Genomic DNA, 21963 nt, shown 5'->3' with positions numbered 1-21963 from the left:
TCAGCTGCCCAGTGCAAATACTTCTTTGCCGCGTTGCTCGAGTACTACGTTGCCCAGTACTGCCATCGTGATGGGTGTGGTCTCGGTTCCTTTGCGGTCCAACGGAATTTGCGAGCGCAGCTGCCCGGTGACCGGGTCGACGACGGCGATCGCACCAGGAATCGGCACCAAGACGCTGGCGGCCATCAACACCCCCGGACCGAGCGCGCCGTTGATCGCCCAGATCGGCGCGAAATCCGATCGCAGCGCGACCAATTGGGTGCCGGTCCACAGCGTGAACCCCACACCCACCTTCTCGATGGTCGCGTTGGGCGCCAGGGGAGCGGTGAGCGGGAACTGGGCGACGGCCTTTCCGCTGCCGTCGTAGGTGGCGATCACCGGCCCCGACGAACTGCCGCCGTCGATGTACACGGCTGTGCGGTCGCCGGAGACCGCGAGCACACGAACGTCGGCAGGCGCGGCAACGATATTCGTCAAGGTGGACGACCCGTACTCCTCGGGCTTCTGGGAGTCTTTCGGTGCGGGATTCAAGATGGTGAGCCGAAGCGCGGGTTCGTCCGGGCATCGCTCCAGAACGGTCAGGCGGCTGCTGCTCGATGCTGCGGACAGGAGATCGCACCCGGACCGTGGTTGCGAATGGGAGTTGACCGGCGCATCGACGTGCCCGTACTCGATGGTGCGGACGAGGTCGTAGCGCCACAATTCCAGCCGCGTCGGACCCTGCGACATGACGTAGGTGCCGTCGAAAGTGACGTGCACCGAATCGTCGGCCTCACTGGTCCGGTGGCCTTTGCGTAGCCCGGTTGCGCCATCGAGCGCAGTGACCTGGCTGCAACCGCGGCGATCGCGATACACGGCGATCGCCGAATGCCATGCGCTCGCAACGCCGCACAGCGGCATGTTGCGCTGGTAGCTCCAGAGGGCATTGCCCGTCTGTGGATCGCGACCGGTGACCGTGCCGTCGTCCGCGGTCACCACGGCACCGTCGACAGTCAGCGGAGCGTCGATCGCTCCGTCAGGGGCGTGCCAGAGCTCGGCAAGGCGGTCCGGTACCTGCACTGCTGCCGCAGGTACCGGGATCGGTGTTCCAGCGGTGATGGATGTCGTGCCTCGGGCGTCGCTGTGTAGCCAAATCAGCGTTGCGGCAACGACTATGGCCACCACAATCGCCGCCGCGACGGCAAGATCGCCGCGCGTACGGCGCTCGGGTGCAAGCACGCTGCGAGGTTACTCCGCGCCTGCCGAAACCGTGTCGGTGACCGCAGCTGCGGCGTTGGAATCGGCGTTGGGCTTGCGGCGACGACGGCGACGACGAGCAGGCGCGGGAGCGTCCGAGTTTTCGGGCGATGCCGAGGCGACCTCGACCTCGACCTGGACCGACTCGGCGGGATGCTCGACATCCGCGGTGATCGGTTTACCCGAGCGAGTCCGCGTGCGGTTGCGCTTGCGTGGCTGCCGCGCGGGCTTGTCGGACTCGTCGGAGCCGGCCTCGGCGGGAGCGGCGGCCTCGACGACCGGCTTCACCTTCTTGACCGAACCCTTCGCGTCCTCGGGAATGTCGAGATCGTCGAACAGGTGCGGCGAACTCGAATAGGTTTCGGTCGGCTCGGGGTTGTCGAGTCCGAGCGCCTTGTCGATCAGCTGCCAGCGCGGGATGTCGTCCCAATCGACCAGCGTGACCGCGATTCCGGTCTTGCCCGCGCGGCCGGTACGACCGATGCGGTGGACGTAGGTCTTCTCGTCCTCGGGGCACTGGTAGTTGACGACGTGGGTGACGTCGTCGATGTCGATGCCACGCGCGGCAACGTCGGTGGCGACGAGCACGTCGATCTTGCCCTTACGGAAGGCGTTCAGCGCCTTCTCGCGAGCGACCTGGCCGAGATCGCCGTGCACTGCGCCCACTGCGAAACCACGGTCGGCGAGGTCGTCGGAGACCTTCTGCGCGGTGCGCTTTGTGCGGGTGAAGATCATCGTGGCGCCGCGGCCGCGGGCCTGCAGCACGCGCGCGATCACTTCGGCCTTGTCGAGTGCATGCGCCCGGTAGACCACCTGCGTCGTGCTTTCGTGCACCGACGACGAATGCGCCTCTTCGGCGCGAATGTGCGTCGGCCTGCTCAGGAAGGTCCGGGCGAGGGTGATGATCGGGCCGGGCATCGTCGCCGAGAACAACATGGTCTGCCTGCGATCGGGCACCATGTTGAGGATTCGTTCGATGTCCGGCAGGAAGCCGAGATCCAGCATTTCGTCGGCCTCGTCGAGGACGAGAACGCCGATCTTGCCGAGAATCAGATGACCCTGGTTGGCGAGGTCGAGCAGGCGGCCCGGGGTACCGACGACCACGTCGACGCCCTTACGGAGAGCGTCGATCTGCGCCTCGTACGGGCGACCGCCGTAGATCGAGAGGACCTTCAGTTTGCGGTCGTCACCACGGAGGTACTTACCGGCATTTTCGAGGTCCGAAGCGACCTGAACGCACAGCTCACGGGTGGGAACGATGATCAAAGCGCGGGGCGTTCCGTCGAGCACAGCGGTTCCGGTATCGGCCGAAGCGATGCGGTGCAACAGCGGAACACCGAAGCCGAAAGTCTTGCCCATGCCGGTGCGGGCTTGGCCGATCAGGTCTTCGCCTGCGAGCGCGAGCGGAAGCGTCAGCTCCTGGATAGCGAAGGTGCGATCGATGCCGATTTCGGCGAGCGCGCGAACGATTTCGTCGCGAACGCCCAGCTCAGCGAAGGTTGGGGGAGTGTGGGTGTCGTCTAATTTTGCGTCGAGGAACGTCTCGGCTACGCCGGGTTCGTCGTCGATGGTGATCTTGCTCAGGGGACTGGCCTTCCTCTTGCCTCTGCACGCACGAGGTGTGGGCCAGGCCTGTGGTTTACAGTCCGATTGCCCTCGAATCCGGTGTGATTTCGCTGCTCGCCTCAGCGTAGGAATTCGTGAAAATTCTTCGCGATCTCAGCAGCAATCCGGATCAGGTGCGCGCACATTATCGGTGGATAATCCGCGTCGGCCTCAATATGAAAATTGCCGATACGAGCGGTTACCCAGGTCAATGGTACCGTGCCGCGTCCAAATGGTGGAATCGACGCCGACCGGACCAGCGCACGCACCTCCGCAATGCGATTAGGCTTGTCGGTCATGGGAGCAAATTCGTCTGCTGAGCTGACGCCGTCTGTCGCGCTGGATCACCCCGGCGTTCCGGAGTTATTCGCGGTGCTGGCCTACGGCGAGATATCGGCGTTCTACCGGCTCGTCGAAGAGGCGCAGCTGTCGCCGAGTCTGCGCGGCAAGGTGGCGGTCGCAAAAATGGCCGCGGCCGAGATGAATCACTTCAAGACCGTCGAGCGCGCGCTGTCCGATCGCGGCGTCGACGTTTTCGATGCCATGGCGCCGTATGTCCGTGCGCTCGATGCCTATCACGCGTCGACGAGCCCATCCACCTGGCTCGAGTCGATGGTCAAGTTCTACGTCGGCGACGGAATTGCTGCCGATTTCTACCGTGAGATCGCGGGCGCGTTGGCGCCGGAGATCGCGGGAGTCGTGCGCGATGTCCTCGCCGATACCGGTCATTCGGAGTTCGTCGTCGAGGAAGTGCGGTCCGCAGTTCTGGCCAACCGGCAGGAAAAGGATCGGCTCATGTTGTGGGGTCGACGGCTGTTGGGCGAAGCGATCACCCAGGCCCAGTACGTGATGGCGCAGCGCGACGATCTCACCGAGTTGATGATCACCGCCGCAGGCGCGCTCGGCGATATTGTCGCCCTCTTCGACCGGATGCAGGACAGTCACGCGCAGCGCATGGAGCTGCTCGGCCTGGTCTAAGCCGTTGTTCGCTGAGAGCACAGTGCGCGCGTCCATACGCGCTCGCAGTCTGCACTAGCCTGGTCACGAAAGTCGAAGCAGTCGAAATCGAGCACACAGCGGAGGTTGGCCGTGGAGGTCAAGATCGGTATCTCGGATAGCCCGCGCGAATTGGTTGTCACGAGCGGACAGACTCCGGCGGAGGTCGAGGCCGTGGTGAACGAGGCGTTCGGCAACGGCGGGGTCATCACGCTCACCGACGAAAAAGGACGCAAGTACCTCGTGCAGTCGAGCAAGGTCTCCTACGTCGAGATCGGTGCGTCGCAGGGCGGCCGGGTCGGCTTCGTTGTAAGCAGCTAGTTGTTAGCAGCTTGATGTCAGCTGGGCTGCAACGGCACGTGTGACAGACCGCCCCATGCGAGAGCGACCGTGGTATCGACCGCGTCTTCTTTCGGAATGGGGCGGTCTGCTTCCAGCCAGTAGCGCGCTGTGAATTGACTGATCCCGACCAGCCCGACCGCCAGCATGCGTGCCCGGTACGGATCGAGGCCGGAGTCGTGGCTCACCAGATCGAAGACGGCGTCGACGCACGCCTCGGTTGCCAGTTCGACCCGCGCTTGGACCTGCGGTTCACCCATGAGATCGGATTCGAAAACCAGTCGAAAGCCTTGCGCGTCATGGTCGACGAAGTCGAAGTAGGCAGCGACGGCTGCCCGTACACGCTGGCGGTTGTCGGTCGTCGAACGCAAGGCCTGGCGCACGCCCGCGATGAGGCTGTCGACATAGCGCTGGAGCACGGCGATGTAGAGATCGAGCTTGCTCGGGAAGTGTTGATACAGGACCGGCTTGCTCACCCCGGCGCATTCGGAGATCTCGTCCATCCCCGACGCGTGGTAACCGCGCATCACGAAGACCTCGCTGGCCGCTGCCAGCAGCTGCAGGCGCCGTTCGTCTTTCGGAAGTCGTGTGCCGCGTCGTGTGGCGACCGGCGTCCTGTCGGCCAGGCCGGTCATATCTTTTCCAATCACATTCGCCGCTCTCTCGGGTGTATCGTCTCGCCACGATACCCGCGCCTGCGTCACCGCGATCAGCACTGTCCTCGACGGACGGTTGAGGTGCGCAGAGTAGCGACACCACCTGACTGTGAGAATGTGGACTTGTGACCGAGCACGGAGGACCGCGTGAGCGGGGGTCCTTACCGACCGCCGGGCGCCCCCCGTCGCCGTTCGACGAGTGGGACGCAGACGTCGACGAGTCGCGCCGTAGTGGCCATGTGGAATCGCATTACGCCGCAGCGGGACGCACCCATCAACCGCTGCGGGCCCAATGGGATCCGACGACGCGCGCCGACGGAAAAACCCGGCCGCAACGTCCAGAACGCCGCACAAAGAAGCAGAGCCGCGTCGGGCGATTTGTGACGACGTACGGGTGGCGCGCGTATGCCATACCGTTCCTCGCAATTCTGACGGTCGTGGTCGGCTACGACGCGATCCGCAACGTCACCGACTCGGTCGAAGGTCTCGACGATCCAGGCTTCGGAATTCTCAGCACCAACACCAAGGGCAGCGCCACCATCGGTGCGCCCCCGCCCGGTAGTGGCAAATTCGCCGCCAACATCCCCACCGGGGCCCTACCCGACGGCGGACCGTTCACCGAGGCAGGCGCGGGAACGTGGCACATCGTGCTCGGCGGGACCAACCAGGTCGGGGCTGGTCAGGAGCATGTCTTCACCTACACCGTCGAGGTCGAGGACGGCACCGACACGTCGAGCTTCGGCGGCGACGAATCGTTCGCGAGAATGGTCGATCTGACGCTCGCGAATCCGAAGAGTTGGACGAAGGATCCGCGCTTCGCGTTTCGCCGAATCGACCAGGGCCAGCCGGACTTTCGAGTTTCGCTGACCACTCAGATGACGACGCGGCAGGCGTGCGGCTACGACATTCCGCTCGACACGTCTTGTTACAACCAGGGAATGGGCAGGGTTGTGCTGAACGAGGCCCGCTGGGTTCGCGGTGCAATCGCGTTCGACGGCGATATCGGCTCGTATCGGCAGTACCAGATCAACCATGAGGTCGGGCACGCGATCGGTTACGAACAGCATCAGCCGTGCGACGTCGACGGCGGGCTGGCGCCGATCATGATGCAACAGTCCTTCGGCACTGCGAATAACGACATCGCGACGCTGGACCCCGAAGGCGTCGTGCCGATGGACGGCAAAGTGTGCAGGTTCAACCCGTGGCCCTACCCGAGGGGATGATCGAAGGCCACCGAGCTGTTGTACGACTGTGAATGCCCCGATTTAAGGAGTCGACGTGTCGTCATTGCCCCCGTTGGTCGAACCGGCCGCGGAACTGACCAGGGATGAAGTTGCGCGCTACAGCAGACATTTGATCATTCCTGATCTCGGTGTGGACGGTCAGAAACGCCTGAAGAACGCCAAAGTTCTGGTCATCGGCGCCGGTGGCCTCGGCTCGCCAGCACTCCTCTACCTTGCCGCGGCCGGTGTGGGAACCATCGGCATCGTCGAGTTCGACGAGGTCGATTCGTCGAACCTGCAGCGCCAGATCATCCACGGCGAGTCCGATATCGGCCGGCCCAAGGGTGAGAGCGCTCGCGACTCGATCAAGGAAGCCAACTCGCATGTCGAGGTCCGGCTGCATCAGCTGCGCCTGGAACCCGAGAACGCGATCGAGATCTTCCGCCAGTACGACCTGATTCTCGACGGCACCGACAACTTCGCGACGCGCTACCTCGTCAACGATGCTGCGGTGCTCGCAGGCAAGCCGTACGTGTGGGGATCGATCTACCGGTTCGAGGGTCAGGTTTCGGTCTTCTGGGAAGATGCGCCCGACGGTCGCGGTCTCAACTACCGGGATCTCTATCCCGAAGCGCCGCCGCCGGGAATGGTGCCGTCGTGCGCCGAAGGTGGTGTCCTCGGAGTGCTGTGCGCCTCGATCGGCTCGGTCATGGTGACCGAGGCGATCAAGCTGATCACCGGTATCGGCGATCCGTTGCTCGGCCGTCTAATGGTCTACGACGCACTCGACATGAGCTACCGAACGATCAAACTGCGCCGCGACCCGGCACGGGAGCCGATCACCCACCTCATCGACTACGACGCGTTCTGCGGTGTCGTCTCCGACGAAGGTCAGGCTGCCGCAGAGGGTTCGACGATCACGGCCCAAGAGCTGCACGAGATGCTCGAGGCAGGTAAGGACGTGGCGATCATCGACGTCCGCGAGCCAGTCGAATGGGACATCGTCCATTTGCCGGGCGCGACCTTGATCCCGAAGGACCGCATCCTGTCCGGCGAAGCGCTCGCCGAGCTCCCGCAGAACAAGCCGATTGTGTTGCACTGCAAGACAGGTATCCGCTCGGCGGAAGCTTTGGCAGCGTTGAAGAAGGCAGGTTTCTCCGACGCCACGCATTTGCAGGGTGGTGTTATCGCCTGGGCTCGCCAGGTCGACACCAGCCTGCCTGTCTACTAACCGTGCCCCCGTGCGCGCGTCTGACCCCCAGAGGGGCCAAATTCACGCACAGTTCCGTGTAGCGCCTACGCGGTGCTGCGGGTTTGCGCCGGTACCGTGACGGCTGTGAGCTCAGTCGAACCCCCCGAACACGTGCGCTCGACCTTCGGCTTGCGTGGCGTCGATCCGGTTCCGCTCGCGGACTGGGACGGCGGTTGGCGCTGCGGTGATGTGGTGTTGTCACCCATCGCCGACCACGCTCGGGCCGCCTGGTCGGCGAAAGTGCGCGAGACGCTAGAGGTCGACGGACTTCGGCTTGCGAAGCCTGTACGCGCAACCGATGGCCGCTACGTTGTGTCGGGCTGGCGCGCGGACACCTTCATCGAAGGGGCGCCGGAACCGCGTCATGACGAAGTCGTATCGGTGGCGCAGCGGCTCCACGCGGTGACGGCGCAGCTCGAGCGGCCACGTTTCTTGGTGCAACCTCCCGCGGCCCCATGGGTCGATGTCGACGTGTTCGTCGCCGCGGACCGTGCGGCGTGGGAAGCGGTCCCACTGCGTGGCATGCGTGGTGCGCTGCCGCCGCAATCGACGTCGCCGGACGGCAAACGCAGCATCGAATTGATCGGGCAACTCGCGTCGCTGCGCAAACCGATCCATACGCCGCCGCAGTTGGTGCACGGTGACCTGTTCGGCACTGTTCTGTTCTCCGGCAGCATGGCGCCCGGACTTGCCGACATCACGCCGTACTGGCGGCCGGCGCCGTGGGCGTCGGGCGTGGCGGTCGTCGACGCGCTCTCCTGGGGTGGCGCCGACGACGGACTGCTCCAACGCTGGGACGATCTCCCCGAATGGCCGCAGATGCTGTTGCGTGCGTTGATATTTCGCCTTGCGGTCCATGCGCTGCACCCACGCTCCACCGCCGAGGCGTTCCCGGGTCTGGCTCGAACCTCCGACTTAGTCCGAATGCTGTTGTGAGTCTTTTAGGAGTCCCTGGACTCCTAAAAGACTCACGAGGGGCTCTGTTGCTGGTATTCGGCCAATAGGTCGTTGAAGAAACACCGCGCAGTGCGGGCCGCGCGGTCGGCGTCGCCGTCGATCACGGCATGCACGAGTTCGGCGTGCTCTTCGTGGAAGGCGTCGCCGGATTTGGCGGTGCGTTGGCGAATTCCTTGTTCGATGACGGGGAGCAGCGAGTCGTAGAACTCCAGGTAGACGGCGTTGTGGCTGGCTACGACGACCGCACGGTGGAGTTGTACGTCGGCGGCGATGGCTCCCGGGTTTTCGTCGTCCCACGATTGGCGGCGCGCTTCGAGCAGTTCGAGCAGGTTCGCGATATCGGCGTCGTTGCGTCGCTTCGCCGCGAGCGCCGCCGCGGTGGTGTCCAAGGCTTGGCGGAGCTCGAGAATGTCGCGTTCACGCGCGTCTTCGAAGTATTTGCCCAGCGTGCCACCGAGATCGGATGCCGCGATGACGAACGTGCCGGAGCCTTGCCGACGCTCGAGCATTCCGGCGTGGACCAGCGCTTGGACCGCCTCGCGGACTGTGTTGCGCCCGGTTCCGGTGAGTTCGGTGAGCTCGGGTTCGGTCGGAATGCGCGACCCGACGGACCAGCGGCCTTCTCGAATTTCCCGACGCAACTGGTCGGTGACCTGCGCAATCAGGCTATTGCGTCGTACCGGCTCCATGGACACAGAATAACTCATTTGCTCCTGTCATCCGGTCATCCTATGATTTATCGGTGACTGCAATAGCCGAGACGCCACCGCCGCCAGTGCTGGAACGCCGCGCTCTGCTCGAAGGTCGCGTACTCGTTTTCGCCGCGATCATCGTCTCGGCCCTCACGTTGCGCGTCGGAGTCACGGCCTTCACGCCGTTGGCTGCGCGGATCAGCGAAGACATCGGTTTCTCGGGGACCATCGTCGGCATCTTCGGCATGGTTCCCCCGGCGATGTTCGCCCTGTCCGGCCTGCTCACGCCCTATTTCGCCAAGCGACTCGGCTTGGAGCTGACTGCGCTGCTGGCGATGCTGATGGCGGGGTTCGGCATGCTGGCACGGTCGGTCGTGTCCGATGTCGGCTCGCTCTTGCTGCTGTCGGGTCTCGCGCTCGCCGGGATGGGTATCGGCAACGTTGTGATCCCACCACTGGTCAAACGCTATTTCTCGGACCGCCTCGCCATCGTGAGCTCGGTCTACATCACGATGGTCCAGCTCGGCACGGTCGTGCCTGCGCTTGTCGCGGTCCCCGTCGCCGACGCATTCGGCTGGCGCGTCTCGATCGGAATGTGGGCGCTGTTGGGCTTCGCGGCGGCGGCGCCGTGGGTGGCGGTGCTGCGCGGTCGCCGAGCCGATCACCACGGTTTGATCGTGACGAGCCATATCGAGCCGAAAGGCCAGGTCTGGCGCTCGCCGGTCGCCTGGGGGATGGCGGGCATGTTTGCCATGACCTCGTTGATCACCTACGCGATGTTCACGTGGTTACCGAAATTGTTCACCGACGCCGGTGCAAGCCAGGCGTTCGGCGGGAGCATGGTCGGCATCTTCGCCCTCACCGGGTTGGCTGCGGCGCTGGGCGCGCCGACATTGGTCACCCGTGTGGCAAACCCGTTCCCTGTGGTCGTGGCGTGCGCGACGTGTTATCTCATCGGCTTCACAGGTCTGCTCATGGCACCGATGGCGGCACCCGTCGTCTGGGTGGTGATCCTGGGTCTGGGGCCGAGCACGTTCCCGATGTCGCTCACCCTGATCAATCTGCGTACCCGCACGCAAGCCGGTGCGACTGCGCTGTCGGGGTTCACGCAAGGTGTCGGTTACACAGTGTCCTGCCTCGGACCGCTCTGCTTCGGAGTGCTGCACGAGGCCACACATTCCTGGTTCGCGCCGTTCGCGATGTTGACCATCGCAGTTGTGATCGTCGTCATATCTGCATGGCACGCGTGCAAGCCGCGGGTGTTGGAAGACTCCTGGATGGCCTCGAAACACTAGTAGCAATGCGCCGGTAACATGTCCGAAACCCTCACTGTGCAAACGCCGAGGAGGTGAGGACCAGTTGACGCCAAGGACATTCAGCGCATCATTCCGGCAATACCCGTTTCCTACCGTTGGGCCACCAAAACTAATCAGGAGGCCCTGGTGACTACACAGTCGCGCAAGCGTTGGATCGAAGACTGGGATTCGGAAGATGTCGCAGCCTGGGAGGCTGGCGGCAAGAAGATCGCCAAGCGAAATCTGATCTTCTCGATCTTCGCCGAGCATGTCGGTTTCTCGGTCTGGTCGATCTGGTCGGTCATGGTGCTCTTCATGCCGCAGAACGTCTATCACATCGACGCGGCAGGCAAATTCTTCCTGCTGGCGGTTCCGACCCTCGTCGGCTCTATCCTGCGCATTCCTTACACGGTGGCAACGGCCAAGTTCGGTGGCCGCAACTGGACCATCTTCAGCGCGGTCGCGTTGCTGGTCCCGGCGGCGCTGACCTTGTACTTCGTCCAGCATCCGGAGACCTCCTACACGACGTTCCTCATCGTTGCGGCGTTCGCGGGTCTCGGTGGTGGCAACTTCGCCTCGTCGATGACCAACATCAACGCCTTCTACCCGCAGCGGTTGAAGGGCTGGGCGCTCGGCCTGAACGCAGGCGGCGGCAACATCGGTGTGCCGGCAATGCAGATCATCGGCCTCCTCGTCATCGCATTCGTCTCCAAGACGAGCCCCGAGATCGTGTGCGCCATCTACTTGGTCCTGTGTGGTCTCGCTGCCGTCGGTGCGGCGATCTACATGGACAACCTGGCCAACCAGCAGACCACCCTCAAGTACATGACCGAGTCGTTCAAGTTCAGCCACACCTGGGTCATGGCGTTCCTCTACATCGGCACCTTCGGATCGTTCATCGGCTTCAGCTTCGCGTTCGGCCAGGTGCTCAACATCAACTTCGTCGCCTCGGGCCAGACGGCTCCCCAGGCAGTACTGCATGCTGCTCAGATCGCGTGGCTCGGACCACTCCTCGGTTCCATCTCGCGCCCGTTCGGCGGAAAGCTGTCCGACAAGATCGGCGGCGGCAAGGTCACGCTGTTCACCTTCGTTCTGATGATGGTGTCGGCAGGTGTCCTCGTCACGGCGGGCATCATCGATGACAACGACGGTCGCCCCGGCGCGAGCGGCGCGGTGCTGGTCACCTACATCGTCGCGTTCATCGCATTGTTCATCCTGTCCGGCATCGGCAACGGCTCGACCTACAAGATGATCCCGTCGATCTTCGAGGCCAAGAGCAAGAGCCTCGAAGGCAAGACGCGGCTCGAGCAGGCAGCGTGGTCGCGCAACATGTCCGGCGCCCTCATCGGGTTCGCCGGTGCGATCGGCGCCTTCGGTGGTGTGCTCATCAACCTGGTGCTCCGGCAGTCCTACCTCGGTGCGGACAAGTCCGCTACCAGCGCATTCATGGTGTTCGCAGCGTTCTATGTCGTCTGCGCGATCGTGACATGGGCCGTCTTCCTGCGCACCCCGTCGCCCAAGACACCAGAAACGGTCGAGGCAACTCCCGCAGTCACCGGCGAATCCGACGACAAGGTCTCTGTCTCGGTATGACGCTTGCACTCCCGCTGCGTCGTCGTCGAGACGACGCAGCGGGAGTGTTTCCATGCGCCGATCGAAAATCTTCAAGAAGGAGCAAGCATGTCCCCGAAAGCAGTGTCGCCCAAGAACGTGGCCGTCGTCGGGCACGGAATGGTCGGACACCGGTTTGTCGAGGCACTGCGCGCCCGGGACGAGGCGGGCGAATGGAAGGTCACCATCCTGTGTGACGAACCGTTGCCTGCATACGACCGCGTCGGATTGTCCTCCTACGTCGGCGCCTGGGACCCGAAGGAACTGGCCCTGGCTGGCAACACCTACGACGATGACGCGCTGGTCGAGCTTCGGCTCAACGAACGCGCGCAGTCGATCGACCGGCACTCGCGCAAGGTGACGACGAGTACCGGTGACATCTTCAGCTACGACGCGCTGGTCATGGCGACGGGGTCGTATCCGTTCGTCCCGCCGATTCCCGGCCATGATCTGCCCGAATGCTTCGTCTATCGCACACTCGCCGACCTCGACGGCATCCGCACCGCAGCCGAGGCAGCCGAGCCTGGCGCGGTCGGCGTCGTGGTCGGTGGCGGCCTACTCGGGCTGGAGGCCGCGAACGCTCTCAAGCTGCTCGGCATGACGCCGCACGTCGTCGAGTTCGCACCACGGTTGATGCCTTTGCAGGTCGACGAGGGTGGTGGCGCGCTGCTCGAACGGCTCGTGACGGACTTGGGCGTGACCGTTCACGCAGGCGTCGGCACAGCGCGTATCGAAAAGCGCGAGGACGGCTCCGGCCTGGACGTCCACCTGGCCGATGGCTCGATCATCGACGCGGCGCTGCTGGTGTTCTCGGCCGGCGTTCGGCCCGCGGATCAGCTCGGCCGTGACGCCGACCTCGAAATCGGCGAACGCGGCGGCATCGTCACCGACCTCGGCGGTGCGTCGTCGGACCCCTACATCTATGCGATCGGCGAGGTCGCCGCTGTCGAGGGCCGTTGCTACGGTCTCGTCGCCCCTGGCTATTCGACCGCTGAAGTTGTCGCCGATCGGCTGCTCGGTGGCGCGGCAGAATTTCCAGGCGCCGATCTGTCGACCAAGCTGAAGCTGCTCGGCGTGGACGTCGCGAGCTTCGGCGATGCGCATGCCGCGACCCCCGGTGCACTCGAAGTCGTGCTCAGCGATGCCGCGAAGCGCACCTACGCCAAGCTCGTCGTCTCCGACGATGCCAAGATTCTGCTCGGCGGAATTCTGGTCGGCGATGCGAGCGCGTACTCGGTCCTGCGGCCGCTCGTCGGTCGCGAGCTGCCTGGCGACCCCGCGTCTCTTATCTCGCCCGCAGGCGAAAAGGTCGGTGTCGGTGCACTTCCCGACGACGCCGAGATCTGCTCCTGCAACGCGGTGACCAAGGGCGCGATCTGCGGCGCTATCGCCGACGGCGCGTGCGACATCCCAGCGGTCAAGAAATGCACAAGCGCTGGAACCACCTGTGGCGGTTGCCTTCCGATGATCAAGCAGCTGCTTGCGTCGTCGGGTGTCGTCATGTCGAAGGCGCTGTGCGAGCACTTCGAGCAGTCTCGTGCGGAGTTGTTCCAGATCGTCAGTGCGACGCAGACGCGGACGTTCTCGGCTCTGATCGCCAAGTACGGCAAGGGAACTGGCTGCGACATCTGCAAGCCGGTGGTCGCCTCGATTCTCGCGTCGACCGATTCCGACCACATCCTGCACCGCAAGCAAGCGGGTCTGCAGGACACCAACGACCACTTCCTCGCCAACATTCAGAAGAACGGCACCTACTCGGTGGTGCCGCGGATGCCAGGTGGCGAGGTCACGCCTGAGCAACTGATCGTGATCGGTGAAGTTGCACGGGATTTCGGGCTTTACACCAAGATCACAGGCGGCCAACGCATCGACCTGTTCGGTGCGAGAGTCGAACAGCTGCCTGCCATCTGGCAGCGTCTCGTCGATGCGGGGATGGAATCCGGCCAGGCGTACGGCAAGTCGCTGCGGACGGTCAAGAGCTGTGTCGGCTCGACGTGGTGCCGCTACGGTGTCCAGGATTCCGTCGGCATGGCCGTCGATCTCGAAAACCGGTACCGCGGATTGCGCTCGCCGCACAAGCTGAAGTTCGGTGTGTCGGGTTGCGCGCGTGAATGCGCCGAGGCGCGTGGCAAGGATGTCGGCGTCATCGCCACCGAGCACGGTTGGAATCTCTACGTCGCAGGCAACGGCGGGCAATCGCCCAAGCATGCGGTGCTCCTGGCGGGCAATCTCGACGACGAAACCCTGATCCGCTACATCGACCGCTACCTGATGTTCTACATCCGCACAGCGGATCGTCTGCAGCGGACGGCGCCGTGGCTCGATGCGATGGAAGGTGGGCTGGAGCACCTGAAAGCCGTTATTTGTGACGACAGTCTCGGAATTGCTGCCGAACTCGAGGCCGCGATGGAAAAGCACGTGATCGGTTACAAGGACGAGTGGGCAGGCGTTCTGGAGGACCCCGAAAAGCTTTCTCGTTTCGTCTCTTTCGTCAATGCGCCGGACGAGGCAGACCCGACGGTCGTGTTCGACGAGACCGGGCCGCGCAAGGTACCGGTGCTCATGGGCATGCCGACAATGCCGGTTTGAGAACGCCCTTACCCGTGGGGCATGTCGCCTTAACGCCCAAGTAACACCAGCGCCGTACAACTGATTAACAACAAGGAGGGACTGCGATGACTTCACTCGACACGACCGTGCACGTCCTCAGCAACGCCCGGCGCACCAGCGTCGGCGATGGCCGCCTCGAATGGACCTCCGCTTGCCCGTTGCGACATTTGATCCCCGGCCGCGGAGTTGCTGTGCTCCTTCGCGGAGGCGAGCAGGTCGCTTTGTTCCTGCTCGAAGATGGCGGACTGTACGCGGTCGGCAACATCGATCCGTTCGGTCGCGCCGCCGTGATGTCTCGTGGGATCGTCGGTGACCGAAAAGGCGAGCCGACCGTCGCGTCGCCTCTGCTGAAGCAGGTTTTTTCGTTGGTCGACGGTCGCTGCCTGGACGACGAGTCCGTACGTCTGCCCGTCTATGAAGTGCGGGTCTGGGCCGGTGTCGTTCAGGTCCACAGCAACCTCAAACGCGAAACGTCGACAAGCACATGATCGACGACGAAAACCCAACGCCGCTGGCCGGATTTACCATCGGTGTCACAGCCGCTCGCCGGTCCGAAGAATTCGCCACGTTGCTGACCCGTCGTGGTGCGTCGGTCATCCACGCGCCCGCGATTCGGATCATCCCGCTGTCCGACGACACGGAATTGGAACGCGTCACCCGTGACATCGTGGCCAACCCACCCGAAATTGCAGTCGCGACAACGGGAATCGGCTTTCGCGGCTGGATGGAAGCCGCAGAAGGCTGGGGTGTCGCCGAGGAATTGACGAAAGCGCTCGGCAGCACCCGACTCCTCGCACGCGGACCGAAGGCGAAGGGTGCCATTCGCGCCGCCGATCTGCGCGAAGAGTGGTCACCGGCGTCGGAATCGTCCGCGGAGGTGCTCGATCACCTGTTGGCCGAGGGCGTCGAAGGTGTCCGCATCGCGGTCCAATTGCACGGTGCGACAACCGAATGGGAGCCAATCCCGGACTTCTGTGAGGTGCTGCGCTGCGCGGGCGCCGAGGTGATTGCCGTCCCTGTCTACCGGTGGACGCCGCCCGACGACCAGTCGCCCATGGACCGCATGATCGAGCTGACTGTCTCGTCCGGTCTCGATTGCTTGAGCTTCACGAGCGCGCCTGCTGTTGCGTCGATGTTGATGCGTGCCAAGGAAACAGGTCTCATCGAACCGCTGCTGTATTCGCTGCGCGGTCGCGTGCTCGCGGCCTGCGTCGGACCGATCACGGCAGCGCCGCTCGAGGAACTCAGCGTTGCCACGTCGATGCCCGGCCGTGCGCGCCTCGGTGCGTTGGCTCGCCATATCGCCGACGAACTTCCAAGGCGTGCCAACAGGATTCAGGCCGACGGTCATGTGCTGAGCGTCCGAGGAGGCTGTGTCGTCGTCGATGGCGAGGTCAGGCAGCTACCGCCTGCGTCGATGGCGTTGATGCGCACGCTCGCCAGGCAGCCTGGTCGCGTGGTGTCTCGCGAGAACCTGCTGGCCGCTCTGCCCGGGTGCGGTGAAGACACGCACGCGGTCGAGACGGCGATCGCTCGGTTGCGTGCCGCGCTCGGTACGCCGAAGGCGATTCAGACGGTCGTCAAACGCGGCTACCGGCTGGCCCTCGATCCGGCGGAGTGTGTCGACAACAGTTCGGACCGCTCATGACCCCACCACTGGTGCTCGTCGCGCACGGAACTCGAAGTGCACGCGGCGTGGAAATGATTGCTGCGCTTGCGGAGGCGCTGTCGGCGAAGGTTCCGCGTGTTCACGTGTCCTTCGTCGACGTACTCGGTCCGTCGCCGTCGGAAACGCTGCGAGACCTCGGCGGCGAGGCCGCCGTCGTCGTGCCGGCATTCCTGGCATCCGGCTATCACGTGCATACCGACGTCCAGCGTGAAGTCGAGGGCTTCGATGTCGCCGTCACTCGTGCCATGGGACCCGATCCTGTGCTTGCGCGTGTGCAGCATCGACGGTTGCGCGAGGCAGGCTGGCGCCCCGGCGACGCCGTCGTCCTTGCCGCAGCGGGGTCGTCGGACAAGCGGGCCTTGGCCGACGTTCGACGCGCGGCTTCGATGCTCGCCGATCGCGTCGGTAGCCGCGTACACATCGGCTACGTCGCGACGGGCGAACCCCGCGTCGCCGACGTCGTAGAGAAGTTACGTGAATCCGGGCAACGTCGTGTCTTCGTCGCGTCGTACTTGTTGGCGCACGGGCTCTTTCAGGGGCGGCTCCACCAAGCGGGCGCTGACGGCGTCGGTGAACCGTTGGGCGTGCATCCCGACGTCGTCGACCTGGTGGCAGAGCGTTATCGCGCCGGTGCTCGCGAGCTCGCCCGTGCGCGCGTCTGACCCCTGCAGGGGTGAAATTCACTCACGGTCCGAGGGCCGCGGCCTGGACCAGCCAGTCCGCAAATAGCTCCGGGTCGACGTCGGCAATCGTCCGCAGCTTGATGCTTGCGGAGCCGCGCGCGCCGGGCTGTAGCCGTCCTGACGGATCGTCGATGCGGCGTCCGTTGCGCAGCCGCAGGGTCACGTACTTCGAGGTCCTGCGCAGTTCACACAACCGGCTGTCACCAGCGACGACGTCGATGAGCGATTCGATCGACGCATCGATCTGGGTGAGGTGATCGGCAGACATCAGGTTCCCTTCGCTTGGCGGCTTCTACCAATGCGTCGAACCTGCGGACCTGATTTCGACAGCTCGACCGAATTACTTCGCCAGGTTCGAGCCGAGGAACTCCAGTTCGCCGATGAGCTGACCGTGCCAGTAGTTGCCGTCGTGGCCGCCGGGGGAGAAGCTGCCCGACGGGGGTGTGGTCAACTCCGAGACGAACTTCTGCGCCGCGCTGTAGAACGGGTCGCTGGTGCCGCAGTCGATGCGAACCGGGATGTCGGCCAATGCGGCGGTCCGGCCGAAGACGTCGTTGGCGTTGTAATCCGAGGCGCCGTCGAAGGCCCCGGGTGCAGTTGCTCCCGCCGACGTCCACAATGCGGGGCTGACCGCGGCGATCGCGGCAGTCCGTTGCGGACCGAGTTGCCCGCCGAGCAAAAGGGATCCGTAGCCGCCCATCGACCAGCCGAGAAAGCCGACGCGGGAAGTGTCGAGGCCCATGGTCGCGAGTAGTGGGATGATCTCGTCGACGACCATCTTGCCCGAGTCTTCGCCGGTTGCGCGGCGATGGAAGTATCCGTCGCCGCCATCGATGCCGACGACGGCGAAGGGTGGCGTGCCATTCTGGATCGCCTGTGCCAGTAGGGCTTCCACTCCGAGGTCGAAGACCATCGAATGATTGCCGCCCTTGCCGTGCAGGGCGATCACCGGGCGCAACGGCGTGGTCGACGCCGGTCGATGCAACATCCACGCAGTCTCGATGCCGTTGCGCGCGGCGGACCGGAACGACCCGCTCGTGGTCGACGCCGGAGTGACAGGTGCGGTCGTCGTCGTTGTGGTCGTCGGCGCCGCGCTAGGGGTCGTCGGCGTCGACGTGGCGCTCGACACGTGACCGGTCCCAGTGGGCTCGTCGAGCAAGAACAACCCCGCCCCGGCGGCCGCCGCGGCACCCACGACCGTGCACGCCCCGAGGCCGAGGAACTGACGACGATTCACATGGCGAGTGTGTCAGGAAGCGCGCGGCCGGTCGAACGCGACGATGTCGTCCCGCCGCCCGGACCTGACCTTCTCCACCCACGCCGGGTCGGCCAGCAAGGCACGACCCATGGCTACAACGTCGAACTCGCCGCGTTCGAACTGTTCGGTGAGGTAGTCGAGCCGCTGCCAGCTCGATTCTGCGGGTGGCGCGCCTTTGGAGTGAAATACGGTCTCGACGCCGACCGACCCGACTGTGATGACCGGCAGCCCGGTGACCTTCTTGGTCCAGCCTGCGAGGCCCGTGGGATCGGTCGAGGATTCGAAACCGGGCACCCAGTGCCTGCGCGTCGACGTGTGAAAAACGTCGACGCCTGCGTTGACCAGAGGAGTCAGCAGCTCCTCCAACTCGTGCGGGTTGGACGCAATGTGCGCGTCGAAGTTTCCCGCCTTCCACTGGGAATAGCGGTACACGATCGCGAAATCCGGTCCGACCGCATCGCGAACTGCGGCAACAACTTCCGCGGGAAACGTTGCGCGGCGTGCGATGCTGCCGCCGTAACGGTCGGTGCGCCGGTTGGTGCGGTCCCAGAAGAATTCGTCGAGCAGATAGCCGTGTGCGCCATGGAGTTCGACACCGTCGAAGCCGAGACTCTGTGCCAGCCGCGCAGAGTGGGCGAAGCCCGCGACGACGTCTTCTAGTGCGTCGGTCGTCACTTCGTGGCCCAGCGGGTTGCCGGACAGGTCGATCCCCGACGGGCTGATCGACGGAATCTCGGCCTCGAAGTCCGGATCCGTGCCGCGGGTGACACCCGTGTGCCACAGCTGGGGAATGATGGCGGACCCCTCGGCGTGGACCGCGTCGACGATCGCGCTCCAGCCCAACGTGGCTCGCTTGCCGTAGAAGCGGGGAACGTCGCTGCGCGGTCCCGCGGCCGGTGCCTTGACGTAGGTGCCTTCGGTGATGATCAGTCCGACGCCACCTGCGGCTCGGGCGCGGTAGTGGTCGACGTTTTCGGCGTTTGGAAACCCGCCAGGCGATTTGGCGCGCGTCATGGGCGCCATCGCGAACCGGTTCCGTAGGTGCAGCGACGACGCGGCGAACGGTGTGAACAGGGGCTCGAGCGGTGTTGGTGAAAGCGACACAGTGCACACAACCCACGACGCGCGGGTGATGTTCCCCCGATCGGCACGTGTGACGACCGCCACGGAATACCCTCATGCCATGCGTCGTAGCCTTCAGATCGCCCTCGTTGTCACTCCACTTGTCGCAGGTGCCCTGTATCCGGGTGCTGCGCAGGCCACGCCGAGTTCCGGGGTGACCGGCGTGATCCTGACGCAAGCACAAATTCCCGCTGGCTTGGTGCCGATGATCGCGGGTGCCGCAGATGTCGTGGTTCGCGAGATCACCATCGCGCCTGGCGGCACCACCGGCTGGCACTATCACGACGGCCCGATCTACGCCTACGTGCGCGCGGGCACGCTGACTCATCCGGACGAGAAGTGCGTCCCCGCGATTTACAACGCCGGCCAGATCATCAACGAGCCGCCCGGCGCGGACAAAGTCCACGCCGGGTTCAATCTGGGAACGACACCCGTGATCTTGGACGTCGTCTACACGCTGCCTGCAGGCAAACCGTTGTCGGAAGATGCGCCGGCGCCCAGCTGCGCAGCTAGCTAGCCGCTTCCCAGACGAATTCGTCGGGGTCGGTGAACGGTCCGGCGTCGCCACCGATCACCACGCGGTGGGAGCCGGTCCCCGCTGGGTCCACGCCGGCGTCCTTGGCTGCCGCCTTGCGTCCGTAGAGCGCGAGCTTGACGGGCGAACCCGCAGTGTCGAATTCGACGTACTTGCTGCCGAAGCTCTTTGCGACGCCAAGGCCGCGGTCGACGTAGAACTTCTTGGTCGCCTTGACGTTGTCGACGCCGAGTAGCAGCACCACGTCGTCGACCTTGCGGGTCGCCGGACCGACTTCCTTCTTCGACGAGGACGCGACCTTCCAGATCGTGCCGTCCGGCGCCTGGACGACGCCGCCGTAGCCCCAGAAGCTCTTTGCCACCGGTTTCAGCGTCGTGGCGCCAGCAGCGAGGGCGGATTCAACCAGGCTGTCGACGGTGCTCGGTTGCGAGACGACGAGCGACATCACGAAGCCGCGGAACCCCGAGGTCGAGGCGTCGGACTCGCGGAAAGTGAGTGTGTCGCCAAGATCGAACGCAGCGGAGTAGAACTCTTTTGCGGCGACAGAGTCGGACACTTCGAGAATGACGGTTTCGATGGCGGTCATGACAGCTCCTGAGTGAGTAGTTCGAGTAGACGTTGGCGGGCAGCACTGACTAGCCGTCCCTGTCGCAGCGGACGGCGTCAGTCGGGTGGTGGGTTGGATCAGGGGACTTGCTGAATGCGGACCATGTTTCCCGCGGGATCGCGGAAGGCGCAGTCGCGGACGCCGTACGGCTGGTCGGTGGGCTCTTGAACGACCTCGGCGTCGCTCGCCTGGAGTCGTTCGAACTCGCTGTCGACGTCTTTGGCGGCCAGCAGGATGCTGCCGTAGGTGCCTTTGGCCATCATGTCTTCGATGGTCCGGCGTTCGTCGTCGGTGAGGCCGGGCGTTGCGGCAGGTGGGTACAGGACGATCGACGTGCCGGGCTGGTCGGCGGGGCCGACGGTGATCCAGCGCATCCCGTTGTATCCGACGTCCATGCGGACCTCGAAGCCGAGGGTGTCGCGGTAGAAGGCCACCGCGGCGTCCGGGTCGTTCTGCGGAAGGAAGCTCGATGCAATGTTGATTGTCATGCTGATCAGGCTAATTCCGACTAGGGGGCCGTCGCTTCTCGATTCCTGATCGGTCTTGTGACTTGTTTGGCGACACATGCCGGCATCCCCATGGTCGACAGTTCGGCCTCGCGCTTGTACGTGCTCGGTGGCACGCCGACCAATTCGGTGAAGCGTGTGCTGAACGTGCCGAGTGACGAGCAGCCGACAGCGAAGCAGACGTCGGTGACGCTGAGATCGCCGCGGCGCAGCAACGCCATTGCCCGCTCGATCCGGCGGGTCATCAGATAGGAGTACGGCGCTTCGCCGTAGGCGAGCTTGAACTGACGACTGAGGTGCCCGGCGGACATGTGTGCGTCGCGCGCGAGCGCCTCTACGTCCAACGGTTGTGCGTATTCGCGGTCGATCCGGTCGCGGACGCGACGAAGCCGCGCAAGGTCGCCGAGGCGCTGTTCGGCCGAACTACTGGTCACCTATCCGATGGTGCCATGTGGGGGTTAAACCAGCTCGGGAACCCGGAGGTGTGCGAGCGCCAACTCGAACTCGCCTACGTCGAGGATTTCCGCGCCGGTATCCCTGGTGAAGGCGCGGCGGATGCCGGCAACCGGGTCGCGGGTCGCTTCGATCGAAGCGGCGTCGTCGAATGTCACCGAGGACACGCAGAGTCCGGTTTCCTGGTCGGTCAATAGCGTTGCGCTACAGAATCCCGGTAGCTCGGCCAGCGACGGCAGCACGGCCATCCGATAGACGTCGACGGCGTGCTCGAATCCACTGGGGTCGACGCGGAACCACGTCCCACGGACCCGGGCACCCGGGTGGCTCGTGTGATCGCGATGGACGACGCTGATCTCCCACTGATCGACCTGCGGCCTCCCGCCGAGCGACTCGGCTGCGTGGTTACGGATTGGGTCGAGCTCGGCCTCGCTGGCAGCCATGGCGTCCAGCGAATCCCACGCGCTAGTGACGATGCAGCGACGAGACTGCCGATCCACGAGCATCGATAGGCCGATGCAGCCCCGCATGCTCAGCAGGTTCAGCATGACTTCGTCGCGAATGTGCTTGATGCCGGCGTTGATCAAATCCGGATGGGCTTGAACTGTGGTTGAACGCGCGTACACGACCGACCTCTTCCTGATCGGCGGTAGCGCCC

General features: G+C 64.5%; 24 protein-coding genes. 12 read left to right on the top strand and 12 right to left on the bottom strand.

The genetic code is table 11. From position 1 onward, the window contains the following. The 3 genes from FGL95_RS13455 to FGL95_RS13445 form a co-directional block, all read right to left on the bottom strand. Positions 1 to 1218 (bottom strand): Rv3212 family protein, encoded by a 1218-nt coding sequence (locus FGL95_RS13455; RefSeq protein WP_169587523.1) that lies wholly within the window; start codon positions 1216 to 1218, stop codon positions 1 to 3. Positions 1219 to 1227: 9 nt separating this feature from the next. Then, positions 1228 to 2820: a DEAD/DEAH box helicase gene (locus FGL95_RS13450; RefSeq protein ID WP_240963011.1), complete on the bottom strand. Its 1593-nt coding sequence runs from the start codon at positions 2818 to 2820 to the stop codon at positions 1228 to 1230. 101 nt (positions 2821 to 2921) lie between these two features. Next, complete coding sequence (locus FGL95_RS13445; RefSeq protein WP_169587521.1) at positions 2922 to 3140, bottom strand: hypothetical protein; 219 nt, start codon at positions 3138 to 3140, stop codon at positions 2922 to 2924. On the opposite strand from FGL95_RS13445, the gene FGL95_RS13440 reads away from it, so the two are divergent. Together FGL95_RS13440 and FGL95_RS13435 are read left to right on the top strand one after the other, a co-directional pair. Next, a complete protein-coding gene (locus FGL95_RS13440) occupies positions 3139 to 3819 on the top strand; it encodes a ferritin-like fold-containing protein (RefSeq protein ID WP_169587519.1) in 681 nt (226 codons plus the stop codon). The genes FGL95_RS13445 and FGL95_RS13440 overlap by 2 nt on opposite strands. A 111-nt stretch (positions 3820 to 3930) precedes the next feature. Then, positions 3931 to 4158 (top strand): DUF3107 family protein, encoded by a 228-nt coding sequence (locus FGL95_RS13435; RefSeq protein ID WP_169587517.1) that lies wholly within the window; start codon positions 3931 to 3933, stop codon positions 4156 to 4158. Positions 4159 to 4175: 17 nt separating this feature from the next. On the opposite strand, the gene FGL95_RS13430 is transcribed toward FGL95_RS13435, so the two are convergent. Then, on the bottom strand, positions 4176 to 4811 hold the full coding sequence (locus tag FGL95_RS13430) for an HTH-type transcriptional activator FasR (RefSeq protein ID WP_169587515.1): 636 nt from the start codon (positions 4809 to 4811) through the stop codon (positions 4176 to 4178). 146 nt (positions 4812 to 4957) lie between these two features. On the opposite strand from FGL95_RS13430, the gene FGL95_RS13425 reads away from it, so the two are divergent. The 3 genes from FGL95_RS13425 to FGL95_RS13415 all read left to right on the top strand — a co-directional run bounded on the left by FGL95_RS13425 (position 4958) and on the right by FGL95_RS13415 (position 8243). Next, complete coding sequence (locus FGL95_RS13425) at positions 4958 to 6055, top strand: DUF3152 domain-containing protein (protein WP_169587513.1); 1098 nt, start codon at positions 4958 to 4960, stop codon at positions 6053 to 6055. Positions 6056 to 6110: 55 nt separating this feature from the next. Further along, a complete protein-coding gene (gene moeZ, locus FGL95_RS13420) occupies positions 6111 to 7286 on the top strand; it encodes an adenylyltransferase/sulfurtransferase MoeZ (protein WP_169587511.1) in 1176 nt (391 codons plus the stop codon). 105 nt (positions 7287 to 7391) lie between these two features. Next, a complete protein-coding gene (locus FGL95_RS13415) occupies positions 7392 to 8243 on the top strand; it encodes a TIGR02569 family protein (RefSeq protein ID WP_169587509.1) in 852 nt (283 codons plus the stop codon). Positions 8244 to 8275: 32 nt separating this feature from the next. On the opposite strand, the gene FGL95_RS13410 is transcribed toward FGL95_RS13415, so the two are convergent. Continuing rightward, positions 8276 to 8953: a FadR/GntR family transcriptional regulator gene (locus tag FGL95_RS13410; protein ID WP_169587507.1), complete on the bottom strand. Its 678-nt coding sequence runs from the start codon at positions 8951 to 8953 to the stop codon at positions 8276 to 8278. Between the two features lie 53 nt (positions 8954 to 9006). Here FGL95_RS13410 and FGL95_RS13405 point away from each other — a divergent pair, with 53 nt between their 5' ends. The 6 genes from FGL95_RS13405 (at position 9007) to FGL95_RS13380 (ending at position 16803) form a co-directional block, all read left to right on the top strand. Beyond that, complete coding sequence (locus FGL95_RS13405) at positions 9007 to 10251, top strand: MFS transporter (protein ID WP_338079850.1); 1245 nt, start codon at positions 9007 to 9009, stop codon at positions 10249 to 10251. A gap of 147 nt (positions 10252 to 10398) precedes the next feature. Further along, positions 10399 to 11844 carry an MFS transporter gene (locus FGL95_RS13400; protein ID WP_169587505.1) on the top strand — a complete coding sequence of 482 codons (1446 nt, stop codon included), beginning with the start codon at positions 10399 to 10401 and terminating at the stop codon, positions 11842 to 11844. Between the two features lie 87 nt (positions 11845 to 11931). After that, positions 11932 to 14451, top strand: a complete 2520-nt coding sequence (gene nirB, locus FGL95_RS13395; protein ID WP_206071830.1) for a nitrite reductase large subunit NirB — start codon at positions 11932 to 11934, stop codon at positions 14449 to 14451. 86 nt (positions 14452 to 14537) lie between these two features. Beyond that, a complete protein-coding gene (gene nirD, locus FGL95_RS13390) occupies positions 14538 to 14960 on the top strand; it encodes a nitrite reductase small subunit NirD (RefSeq protein WP_169587503.1) in 423 nt (140 codons plus the stop codon). Continuing rightward, entirely contained in the window at positions 14957 to 16120 is a 1164-nt protein-coding gene (locus FGL95_RS13385; protein WP_169587501.1) for a uroporphyrinogen-III synthase, read from the top strand. Before nirD ends, FGL95_RS13385 begins: the two co-directional genes overlap by 4 nt. Beyond that, positions 16117 to 16803, top strand: a complete 687-nt coding sequence (locus FGL95_RS13380; protein ID WP_169587499.1) for a sirohydrochlorin chelatase — start codon at positions 16117 to 16119, stop codon at positions 16801 to 16803. Before FGL95_RS13385 ends, FGL95_RS13380 begins: the two co-directional genes overlap by 4 nt. A gap of 22 nt (positions 16804 to 16825) precedes the next feature. Here FGL95_RS13380 and FGL95_RS13375 read toward each other — a convergent pair whose 3' ends face one another. The 3 genes from FGL95_RS13375 to FGL95_RS13365 all read right to left on the bottom strand — a co-directional run bounded on the left by FGL95_RS13375 (position 16826) and on the right by FGL95_RS13365 (position 19186). Further along, positions 16826 to 17092 carry a hypothetical protein gene (locus FGL95_RS13375; protein WP_169587496.1) on the bottom strand — a complete coding sequence of 89 codons (267 nt, stop codon included), beginning with the start codon at positions 17090 to 17092 and terminating at the stop codon, positions 16826 to 16828. Between the two features lie 72 nt (positions 17093 to 17164). Continuing rightward, positions 17165 to 18061, bottom strand: a complete 897-nt coding sequence (locus FGL95_RS13370; RefSeq protein WP_169587494.1) for an alpha/beta hydrolase-fold protein — start codon at positions 18059 to 18061, stop codon at positions 17165 to 17167. A 12-nt stretch (positions 18062 to 18073) separates the two neighbouring features. Beyond that, complete coding sequence (locus FGL95_RS13365; protein ID WP_169588182.1) at positions 18074 to 19186, bottom strand: oxidoreductase; 1113 nt, start codon at positions 19184 to 19186, stop codon at positions 18074 to 18076. Between the two features lie 79 nt (positions 19187 to 19265). Between FGL95_RS13365 and FGL95_RS13360 the strand changes: the two genes are divergently transcribed. After that, a complete protein-coding gene (locus FGL95_RS13360; RefSeq protein ID WP_169587492.1) occupies positions 19266 to 19721 on the top strand; it encodes a cupin domain-containing protein in 456 nt (151 codons plus the stop codon). On the opposite strand, the gene FGL95_RS13355 is transcribed toward FGL95_RS13360, so the two are convergent. The 4 genes from FGL95_RS13355 to FGL95_RS13340 form a co-directional block, all read right to left on the bottom strand. Further along, entirely contained in the window at positions 19714 to 20325 is a 612-nt protein-coding gene (locus tag FGL95_RS13355) for a VOC family protein (protein WP_169587490.1), read from the bottom strand. The two genes, FGL95_RS13360 and FGL95_RS13355, sit on opposite strands and share 8 nt — an antisense overlap. A 98-nt stretch (positions 20326 to 20423) precedes the next feature. Next, on the bottom strand, positions 20424 to 20834 hold the full coding sequence (locus FGL95_RS13350; RefSeq protein ID WP_169587488.1) for a VOC family protein: 411 nt from the start codon (positions 20832 to 20834) through the stop codon (positions 20424 to 20426). Between the two features lie 20 nt (positions 20835 to 20854). Continuing rightward, a complete protein-coding gene (locus tag FGL95_RS13345; RefSeq protein WP_169587486.1) occupies positions 20855 to 21286 on the bottom strand; it encodes a helix-turn-helix domain-containing protein in 432 nt (143 codons plus the stop codon). Positions 21287 to 21310: 24 nt separating this feature from the next. Further along, positions 21311 to 21931: a hypothetical protein gene (locus FGL95_RS13340; protein WP_169587484.1), complete on the bottom strand. Its 621-nt coding sequence runs from the start codon at positions 21929 to 21931 to the stop codon at positions 21311 to 21313. Positions 21932 to 21963: the final 32 nt, after the last annotated feature.

The sequence above is a fragment of the Antrihabitans stalactiti genome, from assembly GCF_012932915.1.
Classification (GTDB): Bacteria; Actinomycetota; Actinomycetes; order Mycobacteriales; family Mycobacteriaceae; genus Antrihabitans; species Antrihabitans stalactiti.
This window is presented reverse-complemented; position numbering and strand designations above follow the sequence as displayed.